Source organism: Flavobacterium humidisoli (assembly GCF_023272795.1).
Classification (GTDB): domain Bacteria; phylum Bacteroidota; class Bacteroidia; order Flavobacteriales; family Flavobacteriaceae; genus Flavobacterium; species Flavobacterium humidisoli.
Genome location: NZ_CP096829.1, coordinates 4,300,407 through 4,315,322, shown reverse-complemented (window position 1 = coordinate 4,315,322; position 14,916 = coordinate 4,300,407). Strand labels below are relative to the sequence as shown.

15 protein-coding genes are annotated in these 14,916 nt (G+C 34.4%); 2 read left to right on the top strand and 13 right to left on the bottom strand.

The annotated features are described in order from the left end of the window. Positions 1-6 precede the first annotated feature (6 nt). The 12 genes from M0M44_RS18630 to M0M44_RS18575 all read right to left on the bottom strand — a co-directional run bounded on the left by M0M44_RS18630 (position 7) and on the right by M0M44_RS18575 (position 12,549). Positions 7-3,693: a hypothetical protein gene (locus M0M44_RS18630; RefSeq protein ID WP_248727038.1), complete on the bottom strand. Its 3,687-nt coding sequence runs from the start codon at positions 3,691-3,693 to the stop codon at positions 7-9. Continuing rightward, on the bottom strand, positions 3,690-4,124 hold the full coding sequence (locus M0M44_RS18625) for a GPW/gp25 family protein (RefSeq protein ID WP_248727037.1): 435 nt from the start codon (positions 4,122-4,124) through the stop codon (positions 3,690-3,692). Before M0M44_RS18625 ends, M0M44_RS18630 begins: the two co-directional genes overlap by 4 nt. Continuing rightward, a complete protein-coding gene (locus M0M44_RS18620) occupies positions 4,117-4,416 on the bottom strand; it encodes a PAAR domain-containing protein (RefSeq protein ID WP_248727036.1) in 300 nt (99 codons plus the stop codon). The genes M0M44_RS18625 and M0M44_RS18620 overlap by 8 nt, the downstream gene beginning before the upstream one ends. Before the next feature lie 162 nt (positions 4,417-4,578). After that, complete coding sequence (gene vgrG / locus M0M44_RS18615; protein WP_248727035.1) at positions 4,579-6,378, bottom strand: type VI secretion system tip protein VgrG; 1,800 nt, start codon at positions 6,376-6,378, stop codon at positions 4,579-4,581. Continuing rightward, positions 6,378-7,052, bottom strand: a complete 675-nt coding sequence (locus M0M44_RS18610) for a CIS tube protein (protein WP_248727034.1) — start codon at positions 7,050-7,052, stop codon at positions 6,378-6,380. The genes vgrG and M0M44_RS18610 overlap by 1 nt, the downstream gene beginning before the upstream one ends. A gap of 63 nt (positions 7,053-7,115) precedes the next feature. Next, positions 7,116-7,286 carry a DUF5908 family protein gene (locus tag M0M44_RS18605; RefSeq protein WP_172426911.1) on the bottom strand — a complete coding sequence of 57 codons (171 nt, stop codon included), beginning with the start codon at positions 7,284-7,286 and terminating at the stop codon, positions 7,116-7,118. Positions 7,287-7,292: 6 nt separating this feature from the next. Then, positions 7,293-7,763, bottom strand: coding sequence for a phage tail protein (locus M0M44_RS18600; RefSeq protein WP_248727033.1), 471 nt, complete (start codon positions 7,761-7,763; stop codon positions 7,293-7,295). Further along, entirely contained in the window at positions 7,750-8,220 is a 471-nt protein-coding gene (locus M0M44_RS18595; RefSeq protein ID WP_095930122.1) for a phage tail protein, read from the bottom strand. The genes M0M44_RS18600 and M0M44_RS18595 overlap by 14 nt, the downstream gene beginning before the upstream one ends. A 49-nt stretch (positions 8,221-8,269) precedes the next feature. Next, positions 8,270-9,847 carry a phage tail sheath family protein gene (locus tag M0M44_RS18590; RefSeq protein WP_248727032.1) on the bottom strand — a complete coding sequence of 526 codons (1,578 nt, stop codon included), beginning with the start codon at positions 9,845-9,847 and terminating at the stop codon, positions 8,270-8,272. 36 nt (positions 9,848-9,883) lie between these two features. Beyond that, positions 9,884-10,717 (bottom strand): hypothetical protein, encoded by an 834-nt coding sequence (locus M0M44_RS18585; protein ID WP_248727031.1) that lies wholly within the window; start codon positions 10,715-10,717, stop codon positions 9,884-9,886. After that, positions 10,714-11,283: a Pvc16 family protein gene (locus M0M44_RS18580; protein WP_248727030.1), complete on the bottom strand. Its 570-nt coding sequence runs from the start codon at positions 11,281-11,283 to the stop codon at positions 10,714-10,716. The genes M0M44_RS18585 and M0M44_RS18580 overlap by 4 nt, the downstream gene beginning before the upstream one ends. 405 nt (positions 11,284-11,688) lie before the next feature. After that, a complete protein-coding gene (locus M0M44_RS18575) occupies positions 11,689-12,549 on the bottom strand; it encodes a helix-turn-helix transcriptional regulator (RefSeq protein WP_248727029.1) in 861 nt (286 codons plus the stop codon). Positions 12,550-13,276: 727 nt separating this feature from the next. Here M0M44_RS18575 and M0M44_RS18570 point away from each other — a divergent pair. Next, the gene (locus tag M0M44_RS18570) at positions 13,277-13,519 is read left to right on the top strand and encodes a hypothetical protein (protein ID WP_095930117.1); all 243 of its coding nucleotides are present in this window, start codon (positions 13,277-13,279) and stop codon (positions 13,517-13,519) included. A gap of 12 nt (positions 13,520-13,531) precedes the next feature. Here M0M44_RS18570 and M0M44_RS18565 read toward each other — a convergent pair whose 3' ends face one another. Then, entirely contained in the window at positions 13,532-14,026 is a 495-nt protein-coding gene (locus tag M0M44_RS18565) for a DNA-deoxyinosine glycosylase (protein ID WP_248727028.1), read from the bottom strand. Between the two features lie 164 nt (positions 14,027-14,190). Between M0M44_RS18565 and M0M44_RS18560 the strand changes: the two genes are divergently transcribed. Next, on the top strand, positions 14,191-14,895 hold the full coding sequence (locus M0M44_RS18560) for a hypothetical protein (RefSeq protein ID WP_248727027.1): 705 nt from the start codon (positions 14,191-14,193) through the stop codon (positions 14,893-14,895). The last annotated feature ends 21 nt before the right edge of the window (positions 14,896-14,916 follow it).

The following is a 14,916-nucleotide window of genomic DNA, read 5'->3' as shown; positions in this document are numbered from 1 at the left end:
ATTTGGTTATGAAATATTATGATTGGGTGCCGAAACGAAAAGCGTCATTGAATTGTTAGGCATTAAGTTTTCTTCTTCACTTTTTAAAACAGTTGGCAAGCCTGTATTAGGATCGATGTTATAGCTCGAAAAGCTTACTTTCTCTACCGTAAGAACTCCTTTTATGTTTTGAACAAATGTTTTCACTTTGGCGTCTGTAAGCGGTTTGCCAATTTCTATTTCAGAAGGACAGTTCGTAATCCAAGGCGATAAGTACTTTTTTAGAGCAAGATTTATATTCTTTTTTACCAATGTGATCTGGTAATTTGGATCGACTTGAATGGTGATGTTAATGCAGACGTATTCTAGATCAAAATTGGAAACTTTTAGATTTATAAATGGCGATGAATTGGCGCTTAAAAACTTTTGAACCTCAATTTCAAGAGCATTTGTTACCAAAGGAGTAAATGCATTTGAATCGCTATCAGATGCTATTTTTTTTACCAAATAAACATTTGTGATGTTATTGCTTTCTTCAGTCACTGCTTTTGAGTAATAGACGGTATCAAACTTTTCGGCAATGAGCGTATAATAATCGGATGCTGTGCTGGCTCTATTTTTGGTTTTTATGCTATTGCTTACTCTTTTATTTCGATCGGTTTTGTCTTCGGCTGCTTTTCCTCCAAAAGAAGCAAAAGGCTGTATTATAGTTCCTATTTCTGGAATCTTAATTTCGGGTTTAGTAATGGCATTGGCGTCAATTTGCGGACTTTGCGTATCGGTTAGAAACGTCGTTCCTGTTCTTTGCACACTAAAACCGTTGGTCTGCATGAAGGTGGTTTTAGAAAATGATTTGAGGTTGCCAGCAGCCGCAATAGAAATCCAGTTTTTGTTTCCAGGCATTATACTGCTATTGTTATTGCAATCTGCAGGAATCGGAATTTCTACAATTCCAGAACATCTAAATTGGCTGGTTTGATCCGATAATGGTTTTATATTTTTCCAGCCCGAATTGTTTAAATAATAATACATAATCTCATTTTGATCGGTAAGTGCGGTTGAATTTCTAGCCAATTCAAAATAAAGGTTTAAAGTACTGTTGCAAATCAAATTATCGAGTTCTATAAACAAGGCTCCGTTATGGTCAAAAGACGGATAAAGCGGAAAACCTTTTGTTGCATCGCTTTCAGAACTGCCAATGATTTCGGTATTGAATACATGGGTTTCGGTTTTGTCGGCCGTTTCACTATCAAAAACGGTATAGTTTGAAAATGGAGCATAAATAAAATATTGAAAAGGATAATCTCCCGCTGTGCCATCAAGATTGTAGGTTACGCTTGCATCATATTGAGCAGAAAAGGTCTGTATTTTTGGAACAAACGGAACATTGGGTGCCGGAATAAAATCATCTTGTGACTTTGCAATTTTATAGCCGTTTTGCAACGCGACGCTAGCTACAACATTGGCATACAATTCGGAACCAAAACCATATTGTGGACTGTTTAAAGTCATTTTTATGAATCCTGATGTGCTTTCTTCAGAATATTTTAAAGGCTCTTTTTGAATGTTTGGATTAGGCTTCCATGCTTTGTCATCAGTTTTAGTTGAAACGGATTTAGAATATGTATAATCACTGTTAGAGGTGCTAAGAATATTATCAGCAGGAACTACAGACAAAGTGTCAAATAAATTAAGTGGTTGCGGAACTTCATCAGTCGGTATGAAAACTTGGTCTTCTTTGGTTCTCACAATTTTAGTCATTTTAATACCTTCCCATGATTTGTCTTGCATAATGTTGAAGCATACCATAAAATTGGCATTGGAGAATTCTCTAACGAACGCAATATCTTGCTGTTTACGAGGAAAAGCGATTCGATACGCTTTTATAACCGAATTGTCCCCTTTTTTTGGTGGATGCAGATAATCACTATATTCTTTATAATAAATTTCAAAATTGGCTGGTCTTTTATCCCAATCTATTTGTATCGTGAAACTGTCCAAAGGTTTGCTCAAGATTTCATTATTTCCGATGATAAAATTGGCATTAACCAACGGAATTGGTCCAAAAGGAGGGAAGGGGTTTTTAGTGCTTAATTCCCCATAATCATTATACAATTGAAAGGTTTTGACTCCTTCTACTTTTAAGGCAATAGTGATCGAAGTGACTTTAGGAGGATTCTCCGGATTAGAAACATTTTGAAACAAAATTTTCATCATAGGCCAATCGCTTTTTAATCCGTCTGGATTAACCAGAAACGGTTCGATCGCAGTGACAGTTGGATTAAGGGTTATAGCAATTGTAATTGCGTTTTGTTTCGTAGCATCTATTGTAAAATTGGAAGGAGCCAAATTCAGTTGCAGCCAATCATTTTGTGTGCTCAAAAAATAACTTGCTTCTTGAAGAATTTTTAAATCTATCGGAGAATCAAATTCGAATGTTAATGTTAGGGTTCTTGTGCCTTCACGCAATAGTAGCATTGGCGAAGCAAATGCAATTCCAATTAAAGAAGGATTTAGAGAATCGTCGTCTGAACCAAAAGTCTCCCAACTAATGGCTTTATTTTCGGGATCTAATTGAATTTCGGTTGGTTTTACAATGGTTTGTAAATTGTAAGATGCATTGTTTTTATCCTGATACGAAAGCTTATGGACACTTGCAATTGTGGCTGGATTTAGATTGACATTTTTTTTAGAAGCAAACAAAATAGGGTTCTTTTGGGTATCCAATCCCGCATTAAATAAAGTTCCCGCAGGCAAAGTATAAATGGATGTAGGCTTTGTTAGTGTTGCACATAAAAATGCGTGATCTGCAACTGCTGGCAATTTGGTTTGTTTCAGGATATTTTTATAATAAAAATCAAGATGCTTCTCAGAAAGTCTGTTTAATTGATCTTGCTGAATTTTGAGAATATTGACAAAAGAGCGCAACAAAACAGTATCTGGAAAATGCCCTTTTTTGAGGTTTAATTTCTGGAATTCTTTTGCTGCGTGATGAATTATAGTTTCTAAAAACTGAAATAATTTATCGCCAATTGTGGTTAGAATATCCAAGCTTATTTTTAGCACAGGCTTTAATTCATCCAAAATGGGATGTTCTTTTTCAAAACCAAAAACCTGCCAAAAAGGGATTTTATCTTTATTGGCATACCAGATATTCTTATCAAAAGATTTAAATTCATCAAAAGGAACCGAAGAGAGAATTAAATTTGGGACAGATAGCCTGTACAGATATTGTCTATAAGATTGAATAGCCCAAAAATCAATGCTTAATCTGTTTTTTACTTCTTGCAGCATATACGTTTTGAGATCGTATATCTCACTGTTGTTTTGCATATGATGCGTCCAGCGTTCTATAATTTGATAAATAGCCGTAATGCGATCAAACAAGTTGTTTAAAGCTCGCGTGTTGGATATGATGCTGTTTTTGTTTTCAAGCAATCTTTGAATTTCTAAACAGCCATTTTTATAATCTGCGAACAGTTTTTTGCAATTTGTTTTCGAAATGTAAGCCATAAGAAAAACAGGATCTTTCAGCAAAAACGGACTCCAGTTTCCTTCTATAGTATTACTGTCATTATAGAAATTGATCAATTTGCTAAATTCTGTCAAAAAGTACAGCCAATCCTGCTCGGTTCTTCCGTCTATTAAATACGGATTTGGAACGAGTGCTTCGTTGAGAGAATTTATAGCGCTATTTTGATCAATTAAAATCATTTTTTTCGATCTAAGTTGGTTCCTTCTTTTAAATAAAATGGGAACACATAATTGTGTCTTGTATTGGTTTTAGAATAGATGTAGCTAATCAGTATTTCTATTGTTCCGTTTACGATATCTGTTGAGGCAACTCTAACGTCTTGAACCAATATTCTTGGTTCATATTTTAATAAAGCAAACTTGATCGTTTCTATAATTTCGCCTTTAAGCGTACTATCAATTTTTTTAAACATAAATTGCTGTATTCCAGAACCGAATTCGGCTTCAAGCGTACGCTCACCTTTGCGTGTGTTTAGAATGACATTGATCGATTCGTTAATGTTGGTTTCATTAGCAGACAAATTCAGCTGATGATTATCAGCAGAGAATGAAACAGGAAACGCCCATCCTGAACCTAAAAAAGCAGTGTCATTATGTGCTGAATTATCCACCGATCATCACATTAAATGCTCCAAGAACAATTGATCCTCCATGAGCGGTTGAATCTCCCATTCTTGCAGCGGGCATGCCGCATATCATAACCGTTGCAGATCCTTTTACAATAGAATCTGGAGGTCCTACACAAACCAGCATGTCGCCAACTCTGGCAGCTGGTAATCCTGCTATTAAAACTGTTGGTGCGCCTGGCCCAACTATTGGTCCTCCTACATGCGGAATTGGTGGCACTCCCGGAGTAACCAACGGACATTGATGAAAATCTGTAAGTCTTGCTGCTGGTGGCATATTTTTTTTGTTTAATGGGTTAATTGTTTATTTGTTTAATCTTCTTACTCTTGATTCGTTTAATCGTGAGTAGCGCCTCTTGCGTCTATTCTCTTTCATCTATTTTCTTTCATCTATTTTCTTTCATCTATTTTCTTTCATCTATTTTCTCAAATCTTACAATCAATTAATCATTACCATTGCACCTTTCAGTGTCAATTGCATTCCTCCTGAGACTTGTGCCATTTGACCACCTTGAGCGCTATATTGCATATCTGCATTTTCTTTGATGTTGAGACCTTTTATTGAGACATCTCCGCCGCTTGACTGTATGTTAACGCCTTGATTTCCTTTGATGGTGACATTTTGATTGGCTGAGATATTGATGTTTTTCTGACTCGATAAATCAATACCGCTGTTTGACATTACAATGCTATTATTGTTTTCGTCCTGAATCGTAATTTTCTTGTCTTTATCACTAATAATAATCGTGTTTTTATTAGGAGTTGCAACAGTCCAGACTTTGTTCTCATCATTAAACTGTACCGAAATTCCCGATTTAGAAACTATGGCTTTTACCGAATTTTTTTCATTTGGATTTAAACCTGTAAAAGGTTTTTTGTTTGTACTACTATAGACACTTCCAAGAATTATGGGATAACGTGGATCTTCATTTATAAAACCCAAAATGACTTCATCTCCAACTTCGGGCATAAAGAAAGCTCCTGCTCCGTTTGTTGAATAGAAATTGGTTAGCCTTGCCCAGATTCCTTCACCTTTTGGATCTAATAAAGGGACATCGACTAAAACTCGGTATTGAGAATCGGGATCTTCATCCATCTTTTTTACGGTGGCATTAAAAAGCCCTTTTGCACCAGGAATAAGTCCAGAAGCGGGTGGTGCCATAACATCTGGTTCTTCGGTAAACCAAAATGGAGAAAGTCCAAGTGTAACTTCTGAAACCCAATTTCCTTGAGACAAATCATGTACAACTCCGCCAATGAGGTAATCGCCATTAAAACGATCTCCAAGACCGGCGAAAGTCATGTACTTTCCAGGATCAATTAAATTTGTTCCTTGAAATTTAGCTTCGCCCATTATTTTAGCATATTCGCTTTTAATAATTTGTGCTTTAGACCAATTGGTTAAATCAGCACTTTCTAGCGGTGCAGAGGTCTGCAATTGATAAGTCGAGAGTCCAATAGCTTCAGATAATTTTTTTGTGGTCAAATTTCCAGCTCCACTAACATTTGGCGCTGCATTACCATTTACAATCGCTTGAGTTTTAAAATCCCAGCTATTTGCAGCTACATTTCCTAATTGTGTAACGGCATTTAATTTGGCATTAAATTCAAGAAGGTTATCACCATAAGTTACCGTAAGCACAGATGTTGTATTTTTATCTGGAGGAAATACTGAAATTTTTCCGTTTATGGTGCTTACAATTAGTCCATTTGCCTCGGCGAGAGCCAAAATATAATCCCAATCGGTAGCATAAAATTGCACTTGTTCTGGCCAAACGGTACTTGTGGCAGTAACATCTGAGCTTAATCCTGAATAGCTTCCAATTATAGAAGATATGATGTCGCTGTCTTTCTGTTTAGAAAAGGTGAGACTTTTTCTGCCTACAATCATTTTTATGGCATTATCACGACATTCAATTTCTAAAGCGGATCCTACCAAATTATCAATGCGAATGGTCTGGCTCATGATTAAGCCAGAAAAAATAACAGTATTATTATTGTCATATCCAGCTTCTATGCTAATTGTTGCGCCAGGCACAAAAGTAGAAGAGGAGCTGGCATCAAATTTACCCGTGTTAGGTTCTCCGTCTAGGATGATGATTTTTGCAGATGCAATTCGGTTTATTTTTTTTTCGATGTGAACAGAAAGCACGCTAAGTTCATCGGCTATTGCCGATCCGTTAACTTTAACTGCAAATGTTGCGATTCCGCCACTTTTTATTTCGGTTGATGCACTCATTAGATTGAAGGGATTATGGGTGGAAAAATTAATTTGTCGATACCCTTAAGGTTTCTGAATTTGTTAAGTTTATTATGTTCTGCAACTTGTATGTAAAAGGAATCGTCATTCCAGATTTTCTGGCACAATTGCGGTAGAGACATTCCTTCAGAAACGCTTACAATATGGGTAAGGTCTGGAGATTCTGGAGCATCTGTTCTGGTTACCGTTTTAGGCGAAATATAACGACTGAATGATAACGATATCTTAGCTCTAAGCGGACTTCCGTCTGGTTTAAAAAGGGTGTAGGAGATGTCAATAGAATCGAGAACTCCGTTGAAGGTAATATTCTGTCCCCATTGCACTTTTACAAAATTAGGACGATGTATTTTACCGTTATAAGTATAAATAATCGTTTCTAAAGCGGTTATTTCTTTAGACATATCAGTACGTTTGGCATCTATGATTCCGGTACAGTCTATTACCATTTCAAAACTCAGTTTATCGCTTGGAGTGCTTTTGTACTTTTGAGAAGCCGAACTTGTTGCTGGAGCTTGCTGTTCGTTGTATTCGATGCTTTTCTGTATTTTGATATTATCAGGATTAATCATGAAGGCATAGGGATTTCCAGAGAATTTATTCTGAAATTCTTCGTCTGTATATCCCGTAATTTTCATTAATTCTAAACTTGCCATTTGTTTATTATTCTGAGTTTAAATTTTTTCTAATCCTTTATTCCGATTGCTATCAGGAGCGGTTTAACGTTTATAGCTATTCTCCTGATTTTTCTCTGCAATTAATCTTTTACATTCTTCCAGCAGCTGTTTTCTTAAAATAGACATTTCTCTTTCCTTGGTTAGTGCCGAATTTTTAGTGTTATTTGTTACGATTTCTGTTTTAATGACCAGTTCTCTTATTTCGATTGGCATAATGATTTAGGTAAAAAGTTTATCAAATTTGGTATCCTTAGAAATGTCAAAATAGGTGTATGCGAGCTCAATAGATTCTATCGCAATATTGCTTTCCTGAGAGTTTAAGTCAGAAACGGCATATTTTACAGGATAGGCATTATTAAACGTCCATTGCATGCAGACTACTCCCGAAGCATTAAGCAGTTTTAAGATCACATTTTTGGGCTGTATTGGGTTTGATAATCCTTGATCGATGCAATTGGCACACCAATTGACCAATTGAGATCCTGCGGGTACCATGGCTCTTTTAAGCACTAAGTTTTGACTGCTAGAAATGGTTGGGAGGCGATATTTAAATCTATTTTCGCCCCCGCAAACAATTTCTTCTACGCTTAATTCTTTAGAAATTCCAGATACCTCTTTGAAAGCCGCATCTACACCTGCAAATGAAAGTGTAAAATAAAAGCTAACGGGATAATCGTTACTTACCGCCATTTTTGATGATCAGTTGTTCGTGTGCAATTTCTATCGTGTCTACTGCAACTTCGTTACCGTCTGACTTCAAATCGGTGCTCGTAATTTTGGTTGGCCAAGCATTGTTTAGAGTCCATTGCATGGTTACGCCGCCTTTTTCGTCCAATAATTTTATCAGAACAGTTCTTCTTTTAATCGTATTCATTACGACTTGCTGATGCCAATCCCAAAAAGTATTATCATTCACAAAAATGCCACGCTTCATAGTTACGTTTCCGTATTTAGTAATTCCAGGCATTTTCTCCACAGAAAAAAGCGGACTGTTGCTTTTGCGATATTCTATAATTTGATTTTCGACATCCATTCCGGTAACTTCCTGAAAAGCTACTTTTGTTAATTCTGTTCCAAGATCTACTTCGAATCTAAACTTTGGCATGGGCCATGTTGCGCCTTGTGCGCTTCCGTCATCTGTTGCCATATTATTTTATATTTAAATTAAAAATTTACTTAAATGAGTATTTATTTGATTAACTAGAAGTTGCCATTTGCTGTTGAAATGTCAAGACAATGAATTCAGCCGGATGAACAACTGCAACTTTTACTGTTACATTCATAAAACCATTTAAAAGATCATCTGCTGTCATTGTAGAACCCAATCCGCAGGCTACAGAAAAGGCATCAGAAGCACTGGCTCCCTGTAAACCTCCTTGTTTCCAGATCGAACTAAGAAAACTGCTGATCATAGAAATTACAGCTTCCCAAGTATTTTTATCATTAGGCTGGAAAACGTAAGCTTGAGCAGCCAGTTTACAAGATTGCTCCAAGAATATCATAGTTCTGCGCACTGGAATATATCTCCAATCTTGACTGTTTCCGTCTAATGTTCTGGATCCCCAGATTAAAATTCCTAAACCGTTAAATGTTCTAATTGCATTGATAGATTTACCCGAAACAGCATCAACGTTTAAATTGGCTTGCTGACTTTCAGAAATCGAAATTGGCAATGATGCCGCGCCTACAATAGAAGTATTAGCAGGAGCTTCCCACGGACCAACAGCATTGTCAACCGTTGTAATAACTCCTGCCATTGCACCGCTTGGAGGAAGAATATTAGCATCTGCCACAATGTGTTTTATCATTAAGGAATAAGTCTGACTTGCAATAAGCAGCGCATTGTGATTTTGCGTTACAGTCAAAGTGCTTGATGGATTTTGGATATTGGCAATAATAGTTGCAACGGCTGGATTAGGAGCACTAGGCGGATTAAGAACGGCTTCTAGTTGTTTTACATCTCCACCAAATAAATTAGTGTAATCAATATCAGAATTTTGCATTATCGTAGTTCCTATAAACGGGTAATATGCCATTCCGTAGTTTAATCCAACAGAACCTGTGTTCATTCTGAAGTTTGTAATGTCTTCTGTATACAAAATAGGATCTGGAGCATCACCGCCAATAATGTCAAATAAGCACATTGCAGTTTGCATTTGCGTAGCCTGAAGCAGCATAGATTGCATTAAGGTTCCGTTGTTTTCTACGCTCAATAAGGTGGCTTCTGGGCAAATATACATGGTTGGTTCCTGCTCGTTTAGCAATAGAGATAGCCCCTTAGTCAAATCATTCAATTGCACATTTGGATTTACAACTGGAATTCCCGGTGTTCCTGGTTTTTGTGATCCAGGCCCATAAGAACCAACAGAAACAATGTAAGCATCTCCACCGCCATTTTCGTAAAAAAGCCTCACGCTATTGTATAAATAATAAACAGTGTTCGGATCTGGAACTATGGAGTAATAGGTTCCTGCAATTAGCATGTAGTCTCCTTTTAAAGGTTGACTTTTTTCTGCTACCAAGTAGTATTCAGGTTTGTACTGTTTAGATGGACTTGCAGGAGCAGGTGGATCTGGCAAACAGAAAAAAGCCTGAAAATCAGCAAAAGATGTGATTTTTACTGGCACATTCGTATACGATTTTCCTTCGTAAGAGGCCTGTGGTGTGTACCCGATAAATGCTGGTATAGCGGTAGCTACTCCAACAACAGAATTGGGAAAAGCATTTAGTTCTTGAATGTAAACACCAGGAGTTTGAATGGTAGATAAATTCATTGATTTTAGTTTTTAATGTTCATTTTTAATAGTTTTTTATAAATAGATATACATTGGCGATGCGACATGATTTGGGTCGCTATTCTCGATTATTCCTATTCTAGAGACATCTGGATTAGGCAGTCCTTTTATAATTACTTTGGGCTTGGCATTGTTTTGATTTGAAGATGATGAATTGCTTATTAAATCAAATTTATATTTAGGCTTTTCGCTGAGCGTGATATAGGTTTTGTTTGAAGTAAACAATAATGCTGATTCTCCAGTTTGGATCGTTACATTTTGTGGTCCGTCAAATTGTATGTTTTCCTTTTCTGTAATCGAAGGATTGCTTAACTGCACTGCATTTTTATTAATGAAATAATATTGCCATTGTGTGGCTCTTGCAGTAAAATTGATTTCAAAAAGAGCAGCATCACCAGAAAGTTGTTCTTTTAATATATCTTCAAAATAAATTTTTAAATGACCAAAATGAGTCGATACAGATTTATTTTCTAAAGTTTGGTTAAGGACTATTTTACCCTTATTGCTGAGATTTTTAGGATCTTGACTGGAGTAAGTAACCGCTCCAATCCAATTAATGGGTAATGTAGTAAAGAGAATAAAATTAGGATTCGTGCATTTTATATCAAACTCAAAATAGTTTTGCTGTGTTGTTTGTGATATATAATTTAATAAGGATGATAATGATGATTTTGTATTCGAATATAAATTGAATCCATTTGAAACAAGATTCATTTTAAAGCCAAATTTTTTGAATATCGTATTCGTATTATGATTGGGAACAAAGTGAAGACAATTACATTTTCCGCTATCAAAAAAAGTATGATAGGCAGCAATACCAAAGGTTTTTATGTAATTGCTCTGTATCATTTGGAAATGGTGTTATTTGTGTTTTTTACAGAAGGTATGATTTCCATAATTTCATGACTCTGAACTTTTATCAGCTTCATTTTGTAAATAATAGAGGGCTGATATTTTGCTGCCATTGCTGTCCACAAACTGTGCATTTGATGGTATGAGATCTTTTCGTATTCAAATTCTAATCGGCTTAAGCCATCTGGAATAGAAGAGGAGGACGATGCATCGATATAATTGTTAATCTGAAAGAAGGCGATTATGGCATCTAGAAATTTTAGAGATTCGGTGTAATCGTCAAAATTGCTACTAATCAATAAGTCAATGTTGTATCTTTCTGTCGGATTGAAATTAGAATAGTTTCCAGTTTCTAATTTCTGGTTTCTAATGTAAAAAGGCTGGTTGGTTTCTTTTTCAATATTTATTAGAGATAAAACGACTTTGTTTTGGTTTACTTTAGGTAAAGTACCACTTGGTTCAATAAGATAGTTCACAACGGTTTTGTCTTCAGTTAAAGCAAAACGATTTTTTAAAAACTGTCCCAATAATTTATTCGTAAATTGAAGTGATTGATGTATCATCGTATTTAACTCTTAAATTAATTTAATGCAATAGCGCATCAATTGGCTATTAATATTTGTAAAAGTAACTGACAATTAGATTTGTACGAAGATTTAGCAATATACTTTTCATAGACAGAGACAAAAGATGTTTTGCATTTTTGTAGACAAAATATAGACAGAAAAAACTTTGTCTACGCTTTGTCTCAAATAGAGGCATAAACCTCTAAAATTTAGAAAAAAGTTTTAGTAGTATAGAAAAAGCAACCTTTAAAAAAGGTGCTGATTAAAATGTTTTATAGAAAATTAAAAAGAGTGTGATACAAATGAAGAAAATCATAAAATTGATCGCATAAAACTATCTTTTGTAATACTATAATAGAATAAGCATTACAATTGTAGAAGATAAATAAGAGAAGAGAAAATTTACGAAACTGTTCTTAAGTACGAAATGATATCATCTTCTTTTTTAAGCGTTAGTTTCTTTTTTAGACGATATTTATGAGTTCGAACACTTTCTTGATTGATGCCAAGAAGATTGGTAATGTCATTGTTGCTCATGTTCATTTTAATATAGCAGCAGTATTTTAAATCTCGAGAACTTAAAGAAGGATGTTTTTTGGCAAGAGCCAGAAGAAAATTTGGATTTGATTGTTCAAAATAGATTTTAAAATCGTCCCACAGTTTATTATCGTTCGCGACTGTCTTTATCGAATTTACAATAGACATTAGTTCAATTCTAGTAGCATCGTCTACGTTTGGATAAAGGTAAGATATGCGTTCTTTTATTTTTAAAAGCACTTCAACCTTTTGATCCAATTCCATAACATAATGGCTTAATTTGTCGGAATTGTTCTTCTGAAAAGCTGCTTCTGCAAACGACGCTGCTGGTTTGACTTGCGGTTCTGTTTTTTTGAGAAGAAAGATAGATTGAATTCGATAAATTAAAAAATCGGTATTCTTAATCTGATTGTATGGATAAGTAAAAACAATGTTTTGTTTTGACCAGCATAATGACTCGCATTCATAATTTTGAGTCAAGTATAAAATCGGAATATTTCTTTTGTCAGAATTGAAATTGGTATCATTTAAAACGAGCTGGTTTTGTTTGAAACCTAAAATCACTAAATCGGGATTTAAAGAGTTTATTGCATTTTTAACATCTAATCCTGTCGATACAGAAACGGTAGAAAATGTATAAGAAGATACTATTGATATAGCATTTAATATCATAGTCAGTATCGTGACATCGTCACATCCAATTACTATAGATTTTTTTTCGAGCATTTTTGGGGTAGTTTATTGCTTTTTGTATGCAGTACTAATTTCTAATATTGCATATGAAATGAAAAATAGATAATAACATTTTCGTCGTTATAAACGGCTCTAACCATCAGATCGAGTTTAGTCAATGCATAAACTCAAATCTCCCACCAACATTAATAACTTGATTTAATAAAATAGAATAGATATTTTGATGATTTGTGGCTTGTAAATTAAAGGGATGTAAATTTATTTAATATATAGGAATATTACTATAAGTACTATTACGTGTTTTTGTATCTATTTGTGTTAATTAACAATTTTATGACTTTAAGTTCCAAAAAATCTGCAAAAAGGCCTTTCAAAAATATCTGAAGCATTCTTAATCGATCTGAATTATAAAAAGTTTGTTATAAGGCTAGAAGAATCTTTTTGATAAGGGCAGCAAAGCGTCGCTATTGCTGAATTTCTAGTGATGATGAGGTACATTTATAGGTGTATGATGTAAAAAATACTGGATTTTACCATTGTTTCATTTTAACGGTTCAAGGTTCATTTTACTATTTCTGGTTTCAGATTATAATCTGAAACCATTTCAAGAGGTTCAAACAGAAAGATTAAAATTTTTCATTTTAACTTTAAGTATTGTTTCAATTCAGTTTTCTCCCTGCAAAATAAAAGCTGATTTTAACTGATAATGTAATGAACTTATAAGGTAGAATAAAGTATTAATTTAAATACAACTAGACCTATGGCCGCTATTCCTGACGAATTGTACAATGTTAAATTTGCAGCGTATTTTGATTCCATGAAAGAATTGTATATTCTCGATCAAAAATTTAAAGTAATATGTGATGCCTACTGTGCAAGTACAGCTAAAACTGAGCTTTATAAGGATAGAAGTGAGAAAAATTATCGTCGTAAGATGAAGTTTGAAAATCTTTCTAGAGAATTGGAAGAAGAAATACTTTTCTATATTATGAGAAACAGGTAACTACTTTTTAATCTATTTTGAAAGTGCTATTTGAGATATATTTTTCCATTGTGCTATTTTTTCCTCTTTCGTTAAACCTGCATTTAATCCACTAGTTGATGGCAGAGTTATATAAGTGACTCCTTCTTGCGGAGCTGTATGTTTTTGGAAATACTTCGCAGCAGCTTTACTTTCAAAAAAGACATATTTTATATTAGGATACTGCTTATGCAAGCTTTCAAAATCATTAATCGTTTCTTCTGTAATAGAGGCATCGCGACTTCCTTCTCTTTTACAGCTTTGTAAAACATTCCAAAGACCAATGTTATATTTTTTTACTAATGCCTTTCGATCTTCATAAGAAGCGCTAAATTCTTCCTCAAAAATACTAAACAGAATCTTCCAGAATAGATTTCCTCTGTTTGCATAATATTGTTGCTTGGCAATAGACTGTTCTCCAGCCATAGTTCCCATAATTAGAATAATTGTAGAATGGTCAATTAAGGGCGGAAGGGCTTTTTTGTACATTTTTTGTTTAAAATTCTGATTTGGTAAAATTACCAATAAAGATTTAAAATGTTTTTGAAAATGACTTGCAAAGAATATTTTGAAGTTGATATCTTTACCAATGATAGTTTACCTGACTTTGTAAAACACGGAATGGTTTGTCAGTATTTAATCTAGATTTAAAAATGAAAGAACAAGATGCAGTAAAAGCTTTTTACGAATACTATAGAGAATTCTCTTATAATATATTAGAAATAAAGTTCACTTTTACGCTGGGAGGAAGTTATAATATAGGAGTTTATTATTCTTGTAATGACGGTAGGAAAGAAACAACCTTAGATGGGAGAGAATTGTTTGCGTACGAGCGTTCTATTTATGAAATTTTCAAAGATAGAATTGAAACAAGTGATCAATTTAATGTTGCCATATTTGAAATTCAAAATAACGGAGACTACCTGAGTACATATAAATGGGAAAACGATATAGCAAAACAAGATTTACTTGATTACGCTGAGGTTTTCTACCAATGGGTAAATTATCGTATGATGTCTATGATATTTGAATATGAAAAAGATAATGACCTTGTGCCCACAGAATATGATGATGATGGTGATTTAGAATATTTGAGTTCTTGGGACAGCGGTATATTCACTTTCCACATTAATGATAAAGAGGAACTGGAATATAAAATAGAGTTAACTCAGGATGGAGAAGAAAGAATTTTAAATATGCCTCTTAAGGATTATTTTGTCGAAGGAATTTTAGAACATTATAAAGTAACAAATACAGAACTTGCCGATAAATGGGAACCTTGGAATACAATGATTTTAAAATCTCTTCATTATGATATTCCTTATGATAAAAGGGATGAGTTTGTGAGGTATATTTAAATTAGAGTTTTATTTTTTTTA